Here is a 21,937-nt window from a genome sequence, read left to right on the forward strand (position 1 = left end):
AAAAGACTGTTAGCTACTCTTCAGCTGACAGTCTTTGTTTTTTCAATTTTTCGTAGAAAATAGTCCTAGATAAATGATAGTAAGGAGTCACAAAAAAAGATAACAGATGAAGGGTCAATAATTCCCCAATAAACCAACCTAAAAAGGATAAATCTAACCAAATACGTTGCCAATAGTTTCCTTTCATCAAGAAACGACTTTCCCTAAATACAGCCAAGGGACCAGTATAACTAGCATTATCCAAATGGTCATACAAGACAAACACAACCTGTGAGTAGGTATAGTAGACAAAAAGGTAAATAATCATTCCTATCAGGAAAATCGGAGCCCCTATCTTCATTAATTGACTAGGCTGATGAACTGCCAGCTCTGCCATTGCCCCAGGAGATAAGACCATCAAACTACTCATTGTGAAGCCTTTAATAAATAAAGCAGCCCCTAGATTAGCTGGAAGTCCAGCCATAAAAAGAAGCAAGTAATAATAAAGAAAAGTGGTACAGATAGGCTTCTTCCATTCTGTCTTTAGAAATGAAAAACTATCTTTTAAAGAAAACTCCTGTCTATCCCCTCTTAACAATTCCAATAAATGAAAACAGGACAGACCGATGAATAGCTGTAATAGCAGAGCGAAGCCGAACTCACCTAAATAGGTCAAACTGATTGAAGAAACCAATCGCCCTTCCACAAAAGCACTGTTTTGACGGAGCTCTAGAAATGTCAGTAGGCGAAAAATTGTTACTGGTATAGCATAAACAATAGATAGCAAAATGGAGGGCAAAAATAGTAGTGTTGTACCTCTTGTCCGCTCGCGAGTCATCATCGCTCTTGATACTATATCACTCGTCCTCATCACAATTCCCCTCCAATTTTCTCTCCTTATTTATAAAGTCACGTCGCAAATATTCTATCTACATCGGACTACTTTACCATCCTACTATTAGTATAAAACTTTATCCATTAATTTTCCAGAACATCTCTTAAAAACAGGAAAATCCCTCCAAAATACGAAGGGATTCCTAATAATTTATTAATACCATACTCCCTAGGCTACTGTGGATACGTTTCTCCTTTATTATATCTGCATTTATATATATATTATACTATTTTATTTTTAAGTTTTCCATTATTTCTATAAAAAAATTGTACAAAAAATCCCTTCAAATAAAGAAGGGAAATCTATTATTTAGCTTCCGAATAACGATAGCCATAACAGAAATAAATCAAAATTCCAATGACCAAGGATACTCCGAATGCTAACCAAGTATCTAAACTATATTGGAACATAAATGAAAGACAAATGATAATCGAGAGGATAGGCAACAAGGGAACAAGAGGTGTTTTAAATTGTCCATCTTGTGGCAAACCTTCGACTTGACGCAGACGAATAATACCCAGCGCCAGCATGATCAAATAAGCTAAGGTACAGATATTGAGGAAGGAAGCAATACTTGCTAGTGGGAAAATACCTGCACAAACGGCTGCAAAAATCCCCACAAGAATGGTCGCATTTTTAGGAACCTTGCTTGTTTGTGTCAATCGGCTCAATGATTTCGGTAGCAAACCATCACGACTGATGGAATAGACCATTCTCGACAAGGCGTAGGTCATCGAAATACATACTGTAATCAATGTTAGGATTGCTACAATAGAAATATAACTCGCTGCCCAATCCAATCCAACTTCTCGAAGTGCAAAGGCAACCGCATCTGCTACATTCAACTTAGTATAGTGAACCATACCAGTCAAGACTAATGTCACTACGACATAAAGAATTGTTACAATGGATAGAGACAACACGATTCCCTTTGGTACATTCTTCTCAGGTTTTTTCACCTCATCAATCGCTAATGAAATAGACTCAAATCCCAGGAAGGCAAAGAACATGAGAGACGCTCCCGCCATAATTCCCGCCTGTCCACCATAAATGGCACCAAAACCAAAAGGAGAGAAGTTCGACCAGTTTTCTGGTTTGATAAAGAATAACCCTACTAAAATAAATAACGCCAACGCTGAAAATTTCAAAACTACCAAGGCTGAATTGAAACGAAGAGCTGCCTTAGAATTAAGCAAGACCACTCCTACTACGAAAATTAAGACGATAACTGGTAAGAGGTCTACATAGGTACCAGCAGCGGGGTTAAAAGTTCCATTCAGAGCTGTCGGCATAGCGATACCAAAATTAGCTAGGAGTCCTTTCAAATAAGCTCCCCAACCAGATGCAACACTCGATACAGCAGTCAAGAATTCCATGATTGTCAGCCAGCCAGCAATCCAGGCAGGAAATTCACCAAAAACCGAGTAGAGATAACCATAGGCACCACCGTTAGTCGGTATACGAGAGGCAAATTCTGCGTAAAACAAGGCTGTTAGTCCGACTGAAATTGCTGCAATAACAATTGAGATGATCAGAGCTGGACCTGCATACTGGGCTGCTGCCAAACCAGTTACCGTAAAGATACCTGTTCCAACCATCGAACCGATACCTAAAAATATCAAATCAACCAAGCCTAAATGCCGGCGCATTTGACTATTGCGACCGACTGCTTGTTTTTTTCTAAATAAACTCACAAAATACTCCTTCAGAATAAGAATATGGATACTTGACAGAACAAGCTACCGATTCCTGTCAGAGAACCTCAACGCCCCATTATACCATAAGTTGAAATATTTCGCATGAGTGATGACAAGCAAAAGAGCAAGGCTGTTCTACCTCACTCTTTCTTATGATTATTCTGGATTAACCTTAAAGTTTTTAAGATAATTTTTCTTATCTAACTGACCGCTAAAGTGATCTCCTACTTTGATAAACGGTAAACGATCTGTACTATCTTCCGTTGCTTTGACTTTATAAATCTTACCCTCAGACTCAATATAGTAGATTGTCGCACCGCCAATTATTTGACTCGCTAAAGCTTCTACTTTTCCACTGATAACCTCAGTCTGTTCACCAACTTCTCCATTTTCAGTCACCGTCAATCCTGAAAGGCTAGAAGCATCCGTTCCTGTGACTTGAGAAATTAAGAGCGCAATATCGTTGTTAACAGTAACCTGTTGATAATCTTCAGCATCAACAAGAGCGTATGATTTAACCAAGCCGGCATCATCTTTCAAGGATACTAAATAGTAAGCTGTATCTGCCAATTTAACCAGGCTTGGATTAGTGGCTTTATAGCCCTTCTCCTGTACTTCACCTTCTGCAGACTTTTGCGCTGCTGTTTCCGTCGCCGAAGCCAATTTGTAGTTGGTAATTTCACGAGTTCTCATATTGACAAGAATGAATCCAAGGTTGGATGAATCAGCAGTTGCTGAAGTGATACCTGTGTAGAGATAAATATCTGAGCCGATAGAAATATAATTATAGCTGTCTGTTGTATTTTTCACACCAGTTTGACTGAAAATGGTATTCCAGAAACCATTTTGATAAGTATAGTGGTCATCTACACGGCTGATAACATTGTCTGCTGAATAAACACGGTCTACCCACTCTGGAATATCTTCCAGACTATACTTCTTACTTTCCCCTGTTACTGCATCCAATACAATAGCGCCAATCGGGTCATTTGATGAAAGTCCAAATTTTGGCTCGTAAATCGTTGCAATATAATATGGATTTCCTTGGTCATCCACTTCGAAGGATGGTTTCCCAAAAATAGTTGTCGGGTATTGCAGGCGAAGATGACGCAAGGTATCATTCAGCAAAAATTCGGAATCTGAATAGTGCATGGCTTTGCTCAACTTGGCAAGTTCTGCCTTCCCTGTTGTCTGATTAACCTTCACGTAGTAACCAATCCCATCTTGATGGTTGCTCAGCCATTTCCAAAAATTCTTATATTCCAAAGGCGATACACGGAATGGTTGCTGACCGATAGTAATCTGGCGATAATCATCCGAAATGCCAAACTGGGAGACCTTGTCAATGGTACCTAGATAAGTATCACCGATTTTTTCGGCTGAGGCACGATCTAAAAGGGCCAATTTGGATATGTCTGTTTCAGGAAAATCTGCTTTAAAATCCGCATCCTTGACGCTTATGACAGCAGCGTAATCCTTAGCACGAAATACACGTGAGTTGATAAGCCCCAGCCCCAACAAAGCCAGGACAACCAATACCCAAATTCGTCCCAACCATTTTAAGTAAGCTGGCAGTTGCGAGGTTTTAATCTGATAGGTATCCACTTGTCTCTGGCGACCGGAAATCTTAGTCACCTTTTGAAAAGCACCTTTGGAGCTGAACATGGAAAGTATGAGCCAAACCAGTCCGACAGATTGAAGGAAAAATATCCAGAAGTCCACACTCAAAATATTTAAAGCAGGCAACTGGTACCAGTAGTAGATTAGCATTTCCAAAACTAGGGCTAACCAGGCAAAAACAAATAATTTTCTTTTCATAATAACCTCCTTGACACAGATTTATTAGTTCTATTGTATCACAATTTTAATGTTATAATACAAGAATTATAAAATTTTTTTCAAGTTTCCATATTCGCCTGCAACTTTTATTTTTGGTATAATGTAAAACAGTAACAGACTAGAAAAGGAAAATTATGAAACTCATTTCTTGGAACATTGATTCTCTTAACGCTGCATTGACTGCAGAATCTCCGCGCGCCCTATTATCACGCGCAGTCATCGATACACTTGTGACAGAAGATGCTGATATTATCGCCATTCAGGAAACAAAATTGTCAGATAAGGGACCGACTAAAAAGCATCTAGAAATTTTGGAAAGCTACTTCCCTGGATATGCCAATACCTGGCGTTCATCTGTAGAACCAGCTCGCAAAGGTTATGCTGGTACGCTCTTCCTCTACAAAAACCATCTAACTCCAACCATTACCTTCCCTGAGATTGGTGCTCCAACAACCATGGATTCTGAAGGGCGTATCATCACGCTAGAATTTGACGATTTCTATGTCACACAAGTTTATACGCCAAATGCTGGTGATGGCTTGAAACGACTTGCTGACCGTCAAATCTGGGATGTACAGTATGCTGACTACTTAGCAAAACTTGATAGCCACAAACCTGTTCTTGCAACAGGTGACTACAACGTTGCTCACAAGGAAATTGACCTTGCTAATCCCGCAAGTAACCGTCAATCTCCAGGATTTACAGATGAAGAACGTCAAGGTTTTACAAATCTTCTAGCAAAAGGTTTTACAGATACCTTCCGCCACTTGCACGGTGATGTTCTCAACGCCTATACTTGGTGGGCACAACGTAGCCGCACCAGTAAAATCAACAACACAGGCTGGAGAATTGATTACTGGCTTGTCAGCGACCGCATCGCCGACAAAGTAAGTAAGTCAGATATGATTGACTCCGGTGCTCGTCAGGACCATACACCAATTGTAATGGAGATTTCATTCTAATAGTGGATATTAATACTCAATGAAAATCAAAATCAGACTAGGCGACGCAGATGCAGATAGAACTGAAGTTCATCAAATCAAGTCAACAACGTCTGATTTTGATTTTCGAAGAGTATAACATGATTTCAATTATCAGATAACAGATATTAAAGGCTTAAAACCCGTAGGTCTATTGCAAGGGTTTTGAGCCTTTATTTCTTATCACTCTACCTTGTTTTAATTTGCTTGATTTGAAAGCGATGTCATTTTATGGTAAAATAAATATATAGATATACATTAAAAGGAGGGATTATGGACCATAAAATTATCGAACGCAAATCTCTAACTGTTTCCTCTGTTGTGAACGGTTTATCTGGATTAGCAGGCATTGCCGTTTATATCATGACTGACCTAAACGCCCTCCTCCTAGACGGAGTCTTTTCTCTGATAGCATTTATTTCGTCCTTAGTTGCAGTTTACATATCGAAAAATAGTCATCGGAAAACCGAGACTTTTCCCCAAGGACTGTATTTTCTAGAACCTCTCTACGCTATCATGAAATCTCTCGCAACTCTACTACTCCTGGTATTTGCTGTACTTGAAACTAGCGCGACAGCCTTTGCTTACTTTGTTCATGGAATCGGTCATCAAATGACTACTGGTCCCGTTCTACCTTATACCATAACCATGTTTTTTGTCTGCATGGGGCTTTACCTATACAACCGCCATATGAGTGCCAAAGTCAATCATCTGTCTACTATCATATTAGCAGAAGCAAAAGGCAACCTTATAGACGGACTCATTTCAGGTGCAATTGGAATTGCAATTCTTCTGCTCTATCTTGTTCCTATCAACTCTTGGTTAGGCTTCCTGCATTATACTGGTGACTTCTTTTTGACACTAGCACTAGCAATCATTTCATTTAAGGAACCTTGGAACTTATTAGTGGCATCTTTCAAGGAACTCGCCAACGGAACGATCCATTTCCCTGAGATACATGATTCTATCTATCAGCTATTGGAGCCTTACTTAAAGGAAGATAGCAATGATGTCGAAATCCATATTTTCAAACAAGGCATGAAGATTCGCGTTAAAATCAATCTCCACAATGTCCATCACGAAATTATCCAAAAACTCTTAGAAGATAAGCCTCAGATGCTCTATCTTTTGAAAAAACATCATGAATATATTTCAATAGAATATGCGCTATAATAAACAAAATCTCGGCTTATAAACCGAGATTTTCGTATTTTGTTCGATAGCCAATCTGTAAGATTTTACCATCCTGAATCAGTAGGGGACGCTTAATCAGCATACCATCATTAGCTAGAAGATTAAGTGCCTGCTCCAAGCTAAGACTATCAAACTTATCTTTCAAGCCTAATTCACGATAGCTATTACCAGAAGTATTAAAATACTTTTTCAATTCTAGTCCTGTCGCCTCCATCCAAGCTTTTAGCTCTTCAGCACTAGGCGGTGTTGACTTAATATCAATAGCCTCAAATTCCAATCCCAAACTCTTCAACTCCGCCTTTGCTGCTCGGCAAGTCGAACATTTTGGATACTCATAAAATAAAATCATCTTTCACCTCAAATTCTGGATTCTCATGTCGCAAGAGCCAGATTTTCTTATCCAGTCCCCCTGCATAACCTGTCAACTGTCCTTTCTGATTGAGAACTCGGTGACAAGGAACAATAATAGAATAAGGATTACGCCCAACTGCACCTCCTACTGCCTGACCAGAACGAAGGCCCAGTTGTTGAGCCAGTTGTCCATAGGTAGTCGTCTGACCAATCGGAATCGTCTTCAATAATTGCCAGACATGCTCTTGGAAATTTGTTCCCACAGCTTCTAATGGAAGGGTTGAAAAGTCCACCTGATCCCCTGAAAAATACTTGTCAAGCACTCGAGCTGTCTGGTCTAAAATGGGATGGGAGGCTAAAATAGCTTTCTCGTTCAAGCCTCGTTCAAAATATTTTTGCCCTTCAAACCAGGCCCCTCTTAATCCCTTATCACTAGCCATTAATGACATGGGCCCAAGTGGACTATGATAGACTTGTTTATACAGCATGATTAGTTTTTATTCTGAATGACACGCACTTTGACAATTGCATCCGTTGCTTCAAATTTAGCAACCAACTGCTCAATTTTCACTTTATCCGCTTCATCCAAATCAAGTAAAGTATAGGCATAGTCACCTTTAGACTTATTGATGATATTATCGATATTGATTCCCAACTCAGATACAGCCGTTGTAATCGTTGCTACCATATTAGGAATATTCTTATTAATCAAGGTAATACGATACGGTGCATCTAGGAATTGTTTCACATTTGGGAAGTTAACTGAGTTGATAATTTCACCCGTCTCCATAAAACGACGAATGGTCTGACCAGCAGCAATGGCACAGTTGAGCTCTGCTTCCTCTGTTGACCCACCAACGTGCGGAAAGACGATAATGTTGTCCTTGTTGAGCACTTCTTCTGTCCCAAAATCCGTGATATAGTTCTTGATAACTCCTGCCTCAATTGCTTCAAACAAATCAGCATTATTAACCAATTCACCGCGGGCAAAATTGATCAAGGTTGTTCCTTTTCTCATTTGACCAAAGCTATCCGCATTGAAGAGTCCTCGTGTCTTATCTGTCAAAGGAACATGAACAGTAATGTAATCCGCATTGGTAAAGATTTCTTTCAAGTCATCCACACGTTTGACATGGCTTGAAATGGTCCATGCAGTTTCTACTGATACATAAGGGTCGTAACCGAGAACATTCATTCCCAAACGGCGGGCATCGTTGGCAATACGCGCACCAATAGCACCAAGTCCGATAACACCAAGAGTCTTACCTGAAATCTCTGTCCCAGCAAACTGCTTCTTACCTGCTTCAACCTGCTTAGGTACATCATCTCCTGACAATGTATTTGCCCACGCCGTCGCTCCGATATAGTCACGTGCTGACAAAAGGATGGAAGCAATGACTGCCTCTTTTACGGCATTGGCATTGGCACCTGGAGTGTTAAAGACAACAATACCTTTCTCTGTTGCCTCTTCGATTGGAATATTGTTAGTCCCTGCACCCGCACGGGCAATAGCTTTTAGATTTTCAGGAAAATCAAATCCATGCAAATTTTCAGATCGAATAATAAAGGCATCTGGATTTGCTGCATGATCTCCGTCAATCTGGAATTTATTGCCTAATTCCTTAAGACCGATTTGATTGATATTGTTAAAAGTACGTACGCTAAATACCATTTATTTTTACCTAAAAAGGCGGAATAGCTACCGCCTTTTCTTTCTTTATTTCATTAATTATTTCCGAGTAACCAGCGGTCGTCTTCACTGATTTCCTGGTAAAGACTCCGCTCGCTCTTGTGCTTGATTTTTTGATAAGCTAGACGTTCTCCATCTATTGGGACTTTACCACAATAGACATAGCCTAATTTTTTTAGAACGTGCTGCATTGTCTTATTCTGCTCGTGGGTATCACAGCGGAAATCCGGTCCTTTTTGGCCTTCAATTAAACCTTGCAAAAAAGTTTGTATGATTCCTTGACCACGAAATTCGTCAGCTGCTGCAATTCTATGAAATGTTGTATATACAGGATGATTGTGCTGCCATTTTCCTTCATATATGGCCTCATATTCTGCTTCTTGACCACGATGAACAGCGGCATAAGCTGCCACCTTACCGTCCACTAGACCAACATAACCTTGGCCAGAAAGAATATCATCAAAGATATTCTCTTTATTTGGATACTCTCCCTGCCATTGATTAATACCAGAGGTTGCTAGAAATGCGCGAGCATCTTCAAGAATATTGACAATAGCCTCCATCTCATTTGGATGTGCTAATCTGATTTCCATTAGGCATTCTCCGCTGCAAATTTTTTCATGAATTCAATCAATTCAACCACACCTTGACGTGGGAAAGCATTATAGAGCGACGCCCGCATCCCACCTACTGAACGGTGACCTTTGATGTTTTTAAAACCTGCTGCTGTTGCTTCTTTGACAAACTTGGCATCCAATTCCTCACTTGGTGAAACAAAAGGAATATTGGCTACTGAACGCTCTTCTTTTTTACGAACAGGATTTGTATAGAAATTAGACTGGTCGATATAGTCATAAAGCAAACTAGATTTTTCACGGTTGATTTTCTCCATCTCATCGACACCACCAATTTCTTTTACCCAGTCAAAGACAAGTTTAGAAATGTAGATAGAGTATGCTGGCGGAGTATTATATAGAGACTCATTTTCAGCTTGAATACGGTAGTCCAACATGCTTGAAAGCATTGGTTGATCATTGAGAAAGTCCTCACGAACAATCACCACAGTTACACCTGCAGGGCCAATATTCTTTTGAGCCCCAGCATAAATCATGGCAAAATCTTCAACATTATAGCGAGCTGCTAAAATATTTGAAGACATGTCAGCAATGACTGGCACACCATTGGTGTCAGGAATATCATAAACTGCTGTTCCTTCAATAGTGTTATTTGTTGTCAAATGCACATATGCTGCACTTGGATCAATATCATTTTTATCGAAGGTTGGCAATTCTGCATAGGTAATATCTTCAGTTGATCCAAGCAAAATTGGTTCAAAGGCAATTGTTTTAGACAGCTTCACAGCCTCAGTATAGGCTTTTTTACCCCATGAGCCACCTACAAGATAGTAGGCTTTCTTGCCTTGAGCGAAGTTGAGGGGAATCATTGTGAATTCCAAAGAAGCTCCACCTTGCAAGAAAATAACCTTGTAATTATCTGGAATGGCCATCAATTCACGAAGCGTTGCTTCAGCACCTTTTATAATATCATCGAAGTCCTTGGAGCGATGCGACATCTCCAAAACGCTCATTCCCGAACCATTGTAGTCCAAGAATTCAGCTTGGGCGCGTTCAAGTACTGGTTTTGGCAATACTGCAGGACCTGCAGAGAAGTTGTAGATTGTCATAAAATCCCTCCATTAAGTTAGTCTGTTCATTATATCACAAATATTCAGACAATTCCATAAAATATGATTATTTTGTAAAAATATTCGGATTTCTTATATTTATTCTACTTTCTAAAACTCCTCTTACTTTTAGCCATAAACGAAGGCGCTTGACTCACAGGGATTTATCAGTTTTCAATGAAAATTTTATGACCAGATTTGACTGTTTGGGGAGTGTCGCCAATTGTTATCTGCATATTAATACTCAATGAAAATCAAAAGTAGCTTAGCTGGGATATAGTTGAAGGCTGGAAGTATAGAGAACTGTGTTCGCGTCATTAAGCCGACGATAGAACTTTGTTACTTTCTCATTTCAAGGTAACAGGCTGAAAAGATTCACTGGAGCTTTTCACTCATCAAGGCTCTTGACAACGGATAATTTTGATTTTCGAAGAGTATAGTTTGCATAAACATACAAAAAACTAGGTCTTAACCTAGTCCATGATATATATCGTATACTTCTTGTTTTTTGAGTTGGTAGCGTTTGGCCACTTCTTTGATAGCCTGATTAGGTTTTATGCCACTTGCAATTTCCCTTTCTACCTCAGCCTTCAAGTCCACTTCGTCAGCAGAAGGATAGACTTCCTCACCAGCACCCTCGACAATAATCAAGCATTCTCCCTTAAGTGGATTTTCTTCCAAATACTCTAGTAATTCGGAAATGCTTCCTCTCTGGTATTCTTCGTATAACTTGGTCAATTCTCGAACAACCGTTACCTGACGATCACCATAAACTGTCAACATATTTTCTAAGGTATCTGCCACACGATATGGAGATTCATAGAAAATTTGCGTCTCAGGATAGGTCTTTTTTTCTTGGAAAAATTCTTTTTGCTGCCCCGCTTTTCTCGGTAAAAATCCATAAAAAATATGTGGCTGGGGTGCCAAACCAGATGCAATCAAGGCTGTAATTCCTGCCGATGCTCCTGGAAGTGCTACAACAGGAATATTTTCCACAATCGCTGCCCGTACCAGGTCATGACCAGGATCTGAAATGGAAGGCAGGCCTGCATCAGAAACTTGCGCAATGGACTGACCAGATTTGAGCCAATCAATCAAAACTGGAATTTTTTCATGGGCATTGTGTTCATGAAAGGATATTTGCTTGGTTTCTACTTCAAAATGTTTGAGTAGGAGGCCTGTGTTTCTCGTATCTTCCGCTGCAATTATATCCACCTCTTTTAAGGTCTGAACAGCTCGGAATGTCATATCCTGTAAGTTTCCAATAGGAGTTGGCACCAGATATAAAGTCCCAAAACTCGTCTGTCCCTTAAATGATTTTTGTACTTTCATCCTAATCTCGATTCAATAATTCTACACAGAACATACAAGGTTCATCATTATCCCTACGTTGACCATAAGAGAAGGTACAAATATGAAAACCATCTTCGTAAATATTCTCCAAATTCTCCTTACCAAAGTTGGAAGATTTATGGCCTGTCTTATCTTCTTTTTCCAAACGTTCGCGCAACTTGGAATTTTCCAAACGGAGGGTCGTATTTTCATCAATAACTCCCTGTAAATGCTTTTTGATAGCATCCACTTCTGCCAACGTGGTTAGAAGATTTTGCGAAAAATCATCTAGGGCATCAAAAATTTCTTTTTTATCCATTATCTCCCTTTCTTTTATTTTACAGAGTTATGTACTCTAGACTATTTTGTAGACTTACGTTTGCCTGCCACATCGTCTTAGCCTTAAGAACAGCATCCATTTTTTCACGTACGTTTGCCGAGTCCATCATTTTCTCAGATAATATCAGACTCAGAAGGTCAAACAAACGTCCCTGCTCAGCTTTTTCCACAGCTAAAGACACTAGGATTCCAACTTGCAAATAAGCACGTGTAGGCTCCACCAAGAGCAAGTCTGTAAATTTCTTTGTCTGTCCCATCAAATCTAAAAAGTTTTTATTTTCTGCTAACTTTTTCGCTTCTTCTTGACTTGAAACCAGTTGAGCTAAGAGATTCGCTTGTGTTTTTAACAAGCCCTCCTCTTCTAACATTCGCTCCATGGCCGGAATATTTTTAGGAAAACCTATAATCTGTGTCCGACTCTTGATAGTAGGAAGGACAGCCTCTTCCTGATTGGTCAATAAGAAGATGTGAATAGCTGACTGAGGTTCTTCAATCACTTTTAGCAAAGAGTTGGCTGCGTTAGCATGCATTTTCTCAGCATCACGAATAATGAAAACCTGCTTATTGGATTCAAATCCAGATTGTGAAAAATTCTTAACTAATTCACGTATCGTATCTGTTTTGATAACATTTCCCTGCGGTGCAATAACAGTAAGATCTGAAAACTCATTTGCTTCAATTAGACGACAAGACCGACACTTCTGACAAGGAAGGACGCCTTCTTTCTCCTGACAAAATAACGATTGACTGAGAAAAATTACCATATCAAAACTAGCAAAGTCACCTGAAAATAGATAGGCATGTGCCAAACGTCTCTGCTCTAAAATTGTCACAAAACGTTGAAATATACTGGGTTGTAAGTTTCTAAGTTCTTCAATCTTCATGTTCTTTCTGCAAACCGTTTCTTAATGACTGCTAGAGCATCTGCAACAACAGCCTCTAGTGGCTGACTGGCATCAATCTTTACCAACCGCTCTGGTTCCTGCTCTAAAATACTAAGATAGCCTTGACGCACCCGTCTATGCATATCTGCTTTTTCCATATCCAAGCGATCCACATCACGGTCAGCATTGCGGGCAATTCGAGCCAGCCCCTCTTCTGTATCAATATCAAAATAGAGAGTTAAATCTGGTTTTAAACCATCTGTTGCAAACTGGTTGAGCCAATGAATGTCATCTATAGCCAAACCCCGTCCAAATCCTTGATAGGCAATAGAGGAATCGATAAAACGATCAATCAAGAGCAATTTCCCCTGTGCCAAGGGGGGAAGAATCTTTTCTTTCAAATGCTGACGTCGTGCTGCAATGAACAATAACAGCTCCGTCTTATCATCCATCGCTGTATTTGCAGGATTCAGAATAATATTGCGAATTTCTTCTGCAATAGCCACTCCACCTGGCTCTCTAGTTGTGACTACTTCTGGCCCCAATTCCTGCAAGGCTGGCAATAACTGTTGCAATACAGTTGTTTTTCCAGCTCCATCTGGGCCTTCAAATGTAATAAAAAAACCGTTTCTCATCTTTCCCTCGCTCTTAGAACCTGTATGCACAGTTCAGCACTTCCATCGAAGGCTAGTTTTTCAACTAGTCTTCGTTAGTTTTTTTCAAAATACAGTCAGTATTCCCTCAAAAAAACTGCCCTGATTAGCGAAAAACTATCTCTTATAGTCGTTTAGTTTACTTTTAGTACTTGCTCCAACGATCTGAGAGATAGTTGGAGCTGTGCGGGGGGTGGGAGTAAAATAGTCCAGTGGACTATTTTAGCCCGAGCCAACTGCTTGGAAGTGAGGGGGAACTCTTTTTAGACCAGTCGAGTTCTTTCCCACTCCCGTTTGAACTTGAAAATAAGGAAACGACGCTTCCTCGCTCGTTGAAGTAATAAAAGAGAAACTAAATGACCATATATACAAGCATTTCACTTGTGAATACTGGTTCTTAGATATTCATTCCATTTTACCAAAAATTAGTCAAAAAATCACTTGAAAATTGACTTGTTTTTAAGGAGAAAATCTTTTAAAATTGATATATACACATATTCGGAGATGCTTATGGTTCGTTTGAAAAATATTTTACTTATTTTGCTTGGTGCAGGGCTATTTGCCTTTGGGCTAAATTATTTAATCATGCCCAATCGTCTATTCGAGGGTGGCGCAACTGGATTGACGCTGATTATTTACTACCTTTTTCATATTCAACCTTGGATAATGAACATTGTGATTAATATTCCATTGTTCATCCTCGGGTGGAAAATACTCGGAAAGAAGACTCTCTATCTCAGTATCTTAGGAACCTTTAGCGTTACCTTTTGGTTGGCCATTTTTGAAAAAATCCATTTTTCAATCAATCTACAACAAGATTTGATACTCGTTAGTATCCTTGGTGGGATTCTTATGGGACTAGGATTAGGAACCATCTTCCGTGCTGGGGGAACGACTGGGGGAAGCGATATTATTGCTCGTATAGGTCATAAATTCCTACCTTACTCCATTGGACAAATCATTCTTGCAGTCGACATCCTCATCCTAACTCTAATTGTTATTGTTTTTAAAGACCTCCGAACAGTTCTATATACTTTAATGATGGTTGCTATTGCTTCCAAGGTTATTGATTTTGTCACGGAGGGCGGATATGGTAGCAAGGGAGTTATGATTGTTTCCCAAAAATCTGACCAATTGGCTCAGGCTATTGATTGTGAAATCGAGCGTGGTGTCACCTTTATCAAAGCACAAGGTTTCTACAGCAAAGCCGATGTCAACATGATTTACTCAGTCATATATAAGAGCCAACTCCAAGAGATGAAGGAGCTTATTCATCGCATTGACCCCCACGCATTTATCACCATTACAGACGCACATGAAGTACTCGGCGAGGGATTTACTTTAGATCGAGATAAAAAACCAATAGAACGCCATTAAATAAAACCTGCAGTTTCACTGAACTGCAGGTTTTATATTATGGATTGGTTTCAAGTGGTTGCTCTGCCTCAGACTGTGCTTCTTTTCCTTGCTCCAGCAAAGCTGCAATAATTTTTTGATCGCGTAGCTTAACAGAATCATTGATAGTCTCTGCAGACCGTACAATAGCTGCTTCCAACTCCCGACGTTTCTGACGCCCTTCATCTATAGCTGCAATAATGCCATTATTTTGGGCAACCAAACTTTCTGCCAATTTGGTAACAGATGCTACTGAAAGGGTCGGATTCTGAGCTGTGCGTTCCATCATCGGGATGGCTTCTTTTGATGTATCCGCAAGCATTTGAAGGGCAGCATTATTAGCATTGACAATCGCATCTGCCGTCTGGCTAGACTTGATAGATTGTTGTAAGATGCCCAACTGTGCAATGGACAATTTCATTGTTGGAATAGTATTGCGACGTAACATCCCAAGGCGCTGTTTCATATCCGAAGAAACCTTGACCAGATTACGCATCTGCGGTGTCGTTGTCCACGCGACATATAAGCGACTCATATACTCAGAATGTTGTTGTTCGAGGATATTAGCAACCTCTGTTACACGTGCCAACTTCTCAGAAGCTACTTGATAATCGACTGTAGTCGGTACTAAAGTTGCGAGGTTTTCTTGTGCCAATTTTGCACGCTCTGCAGCTTCCTGACCAGTCGCTTCAATAAAGGCGATGACCCCAACCAAATTCTCGATAGACTTGGTATTATTTTCAATCAAAAGCTCTGCAGAAACAATATTGCGCGCCAACACCTCTTCCTGCTTGACCACACTGGCTGCCATGCTATCCATTTTCTTTTCAATGGTCTGCGAATCAAAGTAAAATTCCTGCAAATCATTTTTGGTCTGCTTGAACAGGCGTTGGAAGAAACCTGGTTTCTTTTCTAATTCAGCAGTTGTGGAAATGTCCTTATACTTAGCCACAAAACCATTCAATTCACGGTTGGTATTGGCCAAAAGCTCATCCACCTGTGGAATTTCAATCTTCTTCTGTTCTGACAAAATGTGATTGACCGTGGCATTGACTTCTTCTACCGCTTCCTTACCAAAATCCAAGAGGGCATTTTGATTAGCTAAGAAATTATCCACCAATTGGGGAGCCTTGGCACGAATACCTGTTTGTTGTTCCGGTGTCAACTGTGCCAAGAAAGACACTTTTGAATTATCTCCAGTCGGAGTCGCTTGAATAAGCTCTGTTGTCTTATCTTTGGTTGATAAACTATTATTAGCAATCTGATCAATATCGAAATTAAATCCTGACATCTTCTCTATTCCTCTTCTCTTTTCATCATACGCAGACTGACTTCAAAATCTTTCATATCCGCTTCGTTAAATTGTTTGATGGTATCATCCAAATCCTTATCAAACATTTCCATGGCTGATTTTGCCTGCACCAATCGTTCTTCTGCGTTAAAATAATCTTTCGGTGATTTTTTAATTTTCAAATAGCCCTGTAAAATATCGTTAAACCGACTCATATTGGCCTCATGGATAGCTGTCAATTCTTCCCTCTTATCTGTCGCCTTTTCCAGCTTTTCAAGAATAACAAGATTGTCTCTTTGAATATTACAATAGGTTTCTAGAATTTCAGGAGCTAAATCCGCTATCATGCCTTGTTCATCCATCACAGCATTACCACTAGTAGAAACCTGTGTGTCAGTATTTTTTTCTGTTTTAGCTTCTGGCAGTTTTAAATGATATTTTAGTTGCAAGGTATCTACAACTTCTTTACTTTCATATCCATTCAGATATTTTCCAACTTTTTGATAGAGCTGATCTAATTCAAATAATTGTCCTAACAGTCTGTTTCGCAACTGTAACACAACCTTATCCTCACCCTTTTCCACCAAGAGTTCTTGGTGCTTTTCATAGCCCGAACGAATAGATAGCGCTAATACCTGCAAGCGTTTTATAGAATCTCTATTCAAAAAACGCTGGATAGCCTCTCTCTTGTAAAAATAGCCAATTAAGAGTCCAATGGGCAATAAGATATACCAGAAACTCATGACAAAACCGATTGCCAATAAAACAAGGAGGGCCACAAGTCCTGAATTATTTTTACCATACTTCTTATACTTTTTATATTTGTGCCCCATAGAGCCTCCTCATACATGATATACTTTATTATATCACATTCCCCTAAAATACTAGAATGATAGCTAAAGAAAAAAAAACGAGAAATCTCGGTTTTTAAATATTTTTAGCAACAGTCGGAACCAAGCTATCCACTTGGATACCTGCACCCTCAAAAAGAGTTCGAACTTCTTCAACATCAACTTTTCCGTCAATCTGTACTTCGATGACAACTTTTCCAGACTTGGTAGCAAGTTGCACAGTAGACACAATATTATAATCCTTATCTGCCACCAATCGAATAATTTTTTCTAACTCCCCTGCCTTATTTTCAACAAGGAACCGAGCGCGTACTCCTTCTTCTCCATAACCTGAGACATGAAGAAAAGCTGCAAAAATATCACGATCAGTAATGACTCCATAGAGTTGACCGTTATCAACAACTGGAAGAATCCCCACTTTGTTTTTATACATGAGATAGGCAGCATCTTCAAGACTAGCATAACCTGAGACTGTGATAACATTCTTAATCATCACATCCTTGACCTTAGTCTTATTCAAAAGGTAGTTCATCTCGTAAATAGATAGGCTAGTTGCTTTCGATGGACTAGCTTCTGCGATTGTTCCCTCAGTGACCAAACCAACCAACTTATCATTTTCAATAACAGGCAGACGGTGCAAATCCTGTTCACGCATAATATCTGCAGCGTGTGCAATGGTTGTATCTGGTGAAATATAAACAACTTTACGGGTCATAAAATCTTTAACAGACATAGGACTTCCTCCTTTGGTAAATCATACTTTATTATACCACAAATTCGAAAACGATTTCAATATTTAATGAAAAGAAATGAAAATCAATTTTTAAATTCAAAATATAGACTATTTGAAATACAATGGAGTGAGCAAAACTGCTGACTGAGATAGCTCAAATCTGCTACAATCACAGATTGTTGGCATCTTTCCAATAAGGCAGCAACCTCTTTGAAGTCGTTAACAGAAGCTGGCGTAGTAACATAGTGCAGAATATAGCCAGATAAGGCAGCGAGCACGTGAACTTTGAAACCATCGAACCATAAGTGCATAGGATTTATCATTTTACCTCCTTCACCGTTTCAATCCTCCACTCCTTCCAACCTCGGAAGCGAATAGCTCCTTGCTGGTCGGTGCGATAGACTTGGATATCTCGACTGTCAAAGCGGTCCAAGGTTTCTTGGTGAGGGTGCTTGTAGCGGTTGTTTTCTCCAGCAGATACCAGGGCAATCTTGGCTCCGATATGGTCTAAAAATTCAGGATAGGAAGATCCTTTGGAGCCATGGTGACCAGCTTTGAGGACATCGACAGGCAAGTTGGGATAGGTTTTAATCAAGTCCAACTCCCCCTGCTCCAAGTCCCCTGTAAAGAGAAAATTGGTTTCTAGCAAGCGACCGTAAAGGACAATGGAGTCGTTATTGCCACCGTCTCCTGTCCCGTCCGGATAGAGAACTTCTAAATAGGAGTCAAAAATCGGCAAGCGGTCGCCCACCGCCACCACATGAACTGGGACATTGATTTCTTTCAAGGTGGCTACAAAGTCAGGCACCGTCAGGCTTCCTGGCGACACGTAAATCCGACCAATCTGGACCTGATTCGCCACTTCCAGAACATCGCCCACATGGTCAGCGTCGGTATGGGTCAGGACCAAACTATCAATCCTGTCCACGCCCCGACTATGCAGATAAGGAATCAAGGTTCGCTCTGCATTTGCCTGCGAAGACCGCTCCTGCCACTCCTCCTTAGCCACAAAATCAACCCGACCGCCCACATCAATCAGGACCGTCCGCCCCCGCAAATCCCGCAAAAAGATGCTATCCCCCTGCCCGATATCCACCACCGTCACCTCATTTTCCAGCGGGTGTTTGGTCGTGAAAAATAGCAGAGCGAGGACCAGGCTCAGTCCTAGGAACCATTTCTTTTTCCTGTGGAAATCGTAAAGTAAGAACAGGCTGACCAGCAAAAGCAAGAGAACCAGCCCAGACGGCTTGCCCAGTATCCAAGGTCGCAATCCCAAATCTGCCACCCAGACAATGATTTTTTCCATAAAGACAAAAAATCCGTTGACCCAGGTTACCTTGACAACTGGCGACAGGAGAAAAATGACCGACAAGCCTGGCAAAAGCAGGACATCAAAGACAAAAGAAAAGGCGAAGGTCAGGAGAATGGACAAGGGCTGAAAGGCATAGAAATAGCTCATAAGCACCGGCAAAATTCCAAGAGAAATACTAAGACTTTCCACCGCAGCCTTTTTGACCTGCCCCAAGTCCTCAAAATCAAAGACAGTCAGCAAGAAAGCATAGGTAAAGGTCAGCACTCCTCCTGCTGTCAGTGGAAAGCGGGGCAGCATCAGCAGGCAGACAAAGACCGTCACCGCAAAATTATCCAGCTTCCGCAAGCCTATATTGCCCAAAATTTTCTGGACTAGAGACCGCACCACTGACACCGAAAAGCCTGTCAAACCAGCATAGACAAGAGAAAAGGGAATCTGCAATTTATCCACCGTTTCCTTGGTCAAGCCCAGACGCAGCAAAATCCAACGAAACTTGTCGATGAAAAAGCCCACCTGCATACCAGACAGGGCGAAGAGATGAATGATACCTAGACTGGAATAGAGGTCACTCATCTGGTCAAACTCACTATCCAGCTCCCCAAACAAGAGCCCTGTCATGTAGTGACTCATGGGTGCTGGAAAATTGGTTTTGACATAGACCAAGGCCTGCCTCCGCCAGCTTGACAGCCAGTCAAAAATATTCCAAGACTGGATAGGAACAATCTTCTTAATCGCCGTTAGCTTGACTGTCCGATAGATACCCTGTGTTTTCAGGTAAGCCTGATAGTCAAAGCCGTTAAAATTCCGCTGACCTGCTGGCAGGCTAACCTCTGCTTCCACTTCTAGTTGGACTAGGTCTGTTAGTTGTTGAAAATAAATCTGCTCCTCCTGACTGGCTAATTTGTAGAAAACCTGATAGGTTTGTCCGTCAGTCCGACCCCGAAAGGACAGGCTGTCCCCGTTGACTTCAATCGTATCTAGAATGACCTGCACAGTCGTCACTTGCTCTGAGGCTGACTGGGCTGCCCGCTCCCATTGGACCTTCTGGCATCCGAAAAACAGACCGCACAGGGCTAGAAGCGGCAGCGTTTTGAGGAAGACTGCCTTACCTTGCCGAAACCCAAAGACAGCTAGCAACAAACTCAGCAGGATCATTGTCAAAAGAGAAAAGGCATGGACTGCGAAGTAGGCCGCCACCGCCAAGATGGCTAGGTGGATGGGCTGGCAGGGGAGCTTAGTCAACCGTGACATAAGGCCGGATGCTTTCCATAGTCTTGTCGCCGATGCCCGATACATTGTTGAGGTCGTCCACCGATTTGAAGCCGCCATTGGCCTCACGATAGGCGATAATGTCCGCCGCCCGTTTGGCGCCGATACCCGAAATGGTCTGCAGGTCGGCCTCGGTCGCCGTGTTGAGATTGACCTTACTTTCATTTCCTTCTGGGGATATGGCAGAGCTGGCAGTCGTGCTGGCAACCACCGAGATATATTCGTCCTTACTAGCCACATAGACCACCGCTTCGTCGCTGAGCTTCTGAGCTAGATTGATAGACTTGGGGTCTGCCTGACTGGTCAAGCCGCCAGCTGCCTCAACTGCGTCATTGACACGCGCACCAGCTTCTAATGTGTAGAGCCCTGGCTTTGCTACCGCTCCTTTGACATCAACGACCAGCTGGCTAGACTCCTCACTTACTTCTGTACTGGTTTCCTCGACCAACTCAGAGCTATTAGAGGTTTGTTCGGACTGTGGAAAATCTGTCAGTCCTGTTTGATCTGACTTAGCTGGTTGGCTGAATATTAAGAATGTCGTCAGAAGCAGACCTGCAACTGCTGGCAGAGCAATCTGCCACTTGTATTCTTTAAGCATTTCAATATAAGTTTTAATCGTATCCATAAATTACCTCCACCTATATAGTTCGTAAAAGATACAAAAAACCCGCAAGCTGCGAGTTTCATTTACTTATTTTTTATCCAACTGAGTACTTGGTTGCCAGAAGAAGCTGGCGACATAGCTAAAGGCATAGGTCAGTCCCAAGATAAGAGCAACCAGCAAAAGAACTGGGATACGATAGATATAAGTCAAGATATTTGGCTTTTTCTTGGTTTGGAAGGATGCCGCATGGTCATCTAAGCGTTTGAACTCAGTCTCAATTCGGCTAGTTACTTCTGCTGTACCTGCATCATCCATACGCTTGATGTCCGAAACATCGATAGGATTTCCAAAAGCCACATCGATTCGCTCACCAGCTAAGAGCCCCTTGATAGTCATGGGACCCACATAGGTAGCTGGCATGAGTTTGACCTTGGCTGACTTGGCAATGACCGCCACACCACCTTTGAGCTCAGATGAATGACGACTTCCTGAAGGAAACATGACCAGCGACCGGTCACTTTTTTTCAACATGTTAACTGGATACTTGATGGCTGCCATACCAGGATTTTCACGGTCAATCGGAAAGGCTCCACATTTTGAAATCCACCAGCCAAAACCACGGTCCTTGAAGAGTTCTTTTTTAGCCATAAAGATGAACTGCTTAGGAGCAGCTGCGTAGCCAAGAAAGACTGGATCCCAGAAGGTTTTGTGCGGAGCGATAAGAATATAATTTTCCTCCTGTGGCAAAATCTTCTCTCTATCATGATAGTGAATATTGCCATTGATGGCCCACAACAAGAATGTTAATAGTGTTCGTAGATAAGAATAAAACATAAACTTCTCCTTTTTCAATCCCTCCTATTATAGCACAAATTTGCGTCAGAACGAAATGTCATATACATTCAAATTTACAATCAAAAAGCCTTTATTTACAAAGTCCCGACTTGTAAAAACCACTAGATAGG

Annotated in this window: 22 protein-coding genes; 3 read left to right on the top strand and 19 right to left on the bottom strand. The window is 41.0% G+C overall.

The features are described 5' to 3' along the window. Nucleotides 1–13: 13 nt before the first annotated feature. From ODU39_RS01515 to ODU39_RS01525, 3 genes are all read right to left on the bottom strand, one after another. On the bottom strand, nt 14–850 hold the full coding sequence (locus ODU39_RS01515) for a DUF975 family protein (RefSeq protein ID WP_398579699.1): 837 nt from the start codon (nt 848–850) through the stop codon (nt 14–16). 329 nt (nt 851–1,179) lie between these two features. Beyond that, a complete protein-coding gene (locus ODU39_RS01520) occupies nt 1,180–2,568 on the bottom strand; it encodes an amino acid permease (RefSeq protein ID WP_398579700.1) in 1,389 nt (462 codons plus the stop codon). Between the two features lie 159 nt (nt 2,569–2,727). After that, the gene (locus tag ODU39_RS01525; protein WP_136671880.1) at nt 2,728–4,389 is read right to left on the bottom strand and encodes a hypothetical protein; all 1,662 of its coding nucleotides are present in this window, start codon (nt 4,387–4,389) and stop codon (nt 2,728–2,730) included. A 155-nt stretch (nt 4,390–4,544) separates the two neighbouring features. Here ODU39_RS01525 and ODU39_RS01530 point away from each other — a divergent pair, with 155 nt between their 5' ends. Beyond that, nucleotides 4,545–5,372 carry an exodeoxyribonuclease III gene (locus tag ODU39_RS01530; protein ID WP_012775042.1) on the top strand — a complete coding sequence of 276 codons (828 nt, stop codon included), beginning with the start codon at nt 4,545–4,547 and terminating at the stop codon, nt 5,370–5,372. A 291-nt stretch (nt 5,373–5,663) separates the two neighbouring features. Then, complete coding sequence (locus tag ODU39_RS01535; RefSeq protein ID WP_024407083.1) at nt 5,664–6,563, top strand: cation transporter; 900 nt, start codon at nt 5,664–5,666, stop codon at nt 6,561–6,563. A gap of 16 nt (nt 6,564–6,579) precedes the next feature. Here ODU39_RS01535 and ODU39_RS01540 read toward each other — a convergent pair whose 3' ends face one another. The 9 genes from ODU39_RS01540 to tmk form a co-directional block, all read right to left on the bottom strand. Beyond that, a complete protein-coding gene (locus tag ODU39_RS01540; protein WP_002935368.1) occupies nt 6,580–6,933 on the bottom strand; it encodes an arsenate reductase family protein in 354 nt (117 codons plus the stop codon). Next, nucleotides 6,917–7,423: a methylated-DNA--[protein]-cysteine S-methyltransferase gene (locus ODU39_RS01545; protein ID WP_024413536.1), complete on the bottom strand. Its 507-nt coding sequence runs from the start codon at nt 7,421–7,423 to the stop codon at nt 6,917–6,919. The genes ODU39_RS01540 and ODU39_RS01545 overlap by 17 nt, the downstream gene beginning before the upstream one ends. A 2-nt stretch (nt 7,424–7,425) precedes the next feature. Beyond that, the gene (locus tag ODU39_RS01550) at nt 7,426–8,607 is read right to left on the bottom strand and encodes a phosphoglycerate dehydrogenase (protein ID WP_014638089.1); all 1,182 of its coding nucleotides are present in this window, start codon (nt 8,605–8,607) and stop codon (nt 7,426–7,428) included. Between the two features lie 53 nt (nt 8,608–8,660). Next, nucleotides 8,661–9,218: a GNAT family N-acetyltransferase gene (locus ODU39_RS01555; RefSeq protein WP_398579701.1), complete on the bottom strand. Its 558-nt coding sequence runs from the start codon at nt 9,216–9,218 to the stop codon at nt 8,661–8,663. Then, nucleotides 9,218–10,309 carry a 3-phosphoserine/phosphohydroxythreonine transaminase gene (gene serC, locus ODU39_RS01560; protein ID WP_398579702.1) on the bottom strand — a complete coding sequence of 364 codons (1,092 nt, stop codon included), beginning with the start codon at nt 10,307–10,309 and terminating at the stop codon, nt 9,218–9,220. The genes ODU39_RS01555 and serC overlap by 1 nt, the downstream gene beginning before the upstream one ends. Before the next feature lie 468 nt (nt 10,310–10,777). Further along, entirely contained in the window at nt 10,778–11,641 is an 864-nt protein-coding gene (gene rsmI, locus ODU39_RS01565; protein WP_398579703.1) for a 16S rRNA (cytidine(1402)-2'-O)-methyltransferase, read from the bottom strand. A 1-nt stretch (nt 11,642) separates the two neighbouring features. Beyond that, a complete protein-coding gene (gene yabA / locus ODU39_RS01570; protein WP_002935361.1) occupies nt 11,643–11,960 on the bottom strand; it encodes a DNA replication initiation control protein YabA in 318 nt (105 codons plus the stop codon). A 19-nt stretch (nt 11,961–11,979) separates the two neighbouring features. Continuing rightward, nucleotides 11,980–12,864 carry a DNA polymerase III subunit delta' gene (locus ODU39_RS01575; RefSeq protein ID WP_398579704.1) on the bottom strand — a complete coding sequence of 295 codons (885 nt, stop codon included), beginning with the start codon at nt 12,862–12,864 and terminating at the stop codon, nt 11,980–11,982. Further along, on the bottom strand, nt 12,861–13,499 hold the full coding sequence (tmk, locus tag ODU39_RS01580; RefSeq protein WP_105119666.1) for a dTMP kinase: 639 nt from the start codon (nt 13,497–13,499) through the stop codon (nt 12,861–12,863). The genes ODU39_RS01575 and tmk overlap by 4 nt, the downstream gene beginning before the upstream one ends. Nucleotides 13,500–14,027: 528 nt before the next feature. Between tmk and ODU39_RS01585 the strand changes: the two genes are divergently transcribed. Further along, nucleotides 14,028–14,894, top strand: coding sequence for a YitT family protein (locus ODU39_RS01585; protein WP_002935357.1), 867 nt, complete (start codon nt 14,028–14,030; stop codon nt 14,892–14,894). 37 nt (nt 14,895–14,931) lie between these two features. Here ODU39_RS01585 and ODU39_RS01590 read toward each other — a convergent pair whose 3' ends face one another. From ODU39_RS01590 to ODU39_RS01620, 7 genes are all read right to left on the bottom strand, one after another. After that, a complete protein-coding gene (locus ODU39_RS01590; protein WP_105119667.1) occupies nt 14,932–16,203 on the bottom strand; it encodes a toxic anion resistance protein in 1,272 nt (423 codons plus the stop codon). Between the two features lie 5 nt (nt 16,204–16,208). Then, the gene (locus ODU39_RS01595; RefSeq protein WP_398579705.1) at nt 16,209–17,036 is read right to left on the bottom strand and encodes a hypothetical protein; all 828 of its coding nucleotides are present in this window, start codon (nt 17,034–17,036) and stop codon (nt 16,209–16,211) included. A gap of 94 nt (nt 17,037–17,130) precedes the next feature. After that, nucleotides 17,131–17,787, bottom strand: a complete 657-nt coding sequence (locus tag ODU39_RS01600) for a CBS domain-containing protein (RefSeq protein ID WP_002935353.1) — start codon at nt 17,785–17,787, stop codon at nt 17,131–17,133. A gap of 83 nt (nt 17,788–17,870) precedes the next feature. Continuing rightward, nucleotides 17,871–18,110, bottom strand: a complete 240-nt coding sequence (locus ODU39_RS01605) for a transposase (RefSeq protein ID WP_398579706.1) — start codon at nt 18,108–18,110, stop codon at nt 17,871–17,873. Beyond that, nucleotides 18,107–20,350: a DNA internalization-related competence protein ComEC/Rec2 gene (locus ODU39_RS01610; RefSeq protein ID WP_398579707.1), complete on the bottom strand. Its 2,244-nt coding sequence runs from the start codon at nt 20,348–20,350 to the stop codon at nt 18,107–18,109. Before ODU39_RS01610 ends, ODU39_RS01605 begins: the two co-directional genes overlap by 4 nt. Further along, nucleotides 20,334–20,993 carry a helix-hairpin-helix domain-containing protein gene (locus ODU39_RS01615; RefSeq protein WP_398579708.1) on the bottom strand — a complete coding sequence of 220 codons (660 nt, stop codon included), beginning with the start codon at nt 20,991–20,993 and terminating at the stop codon, nt 20,334–20,336. The genes ODU39_RS01610 and ODU39_RS01615 overlap by 17 nt, the downstream gene beginning before the upstream one ends. A 66-nt stretch (nt 20,994–21,059) precedes the next feature. Then, a complete protein-coding gene (locus tag ODU39_RS01620) occupies nt 21,060–21,806 on the bottom strand; it encodes a 1-acyl-sn-glycerol-3-phosphate acyltransferase (protein WP_105120315.1) in 747 nt (248 codons plus the stop codon). Nucleotides 21,807–21,937: the final 131 nt, after the last annotated feature.

The sequence above is a fragment of the Streptococcus sp. 2021WUSS126 genome (assembly GCF_044427255.1).
GTDB classification, from domain to species: Bacteria; Bacillota; Bacilli; order Lactobacillales; family Streptococcaceae; genus Streptococcus; species Streptococcus hashimotonensis.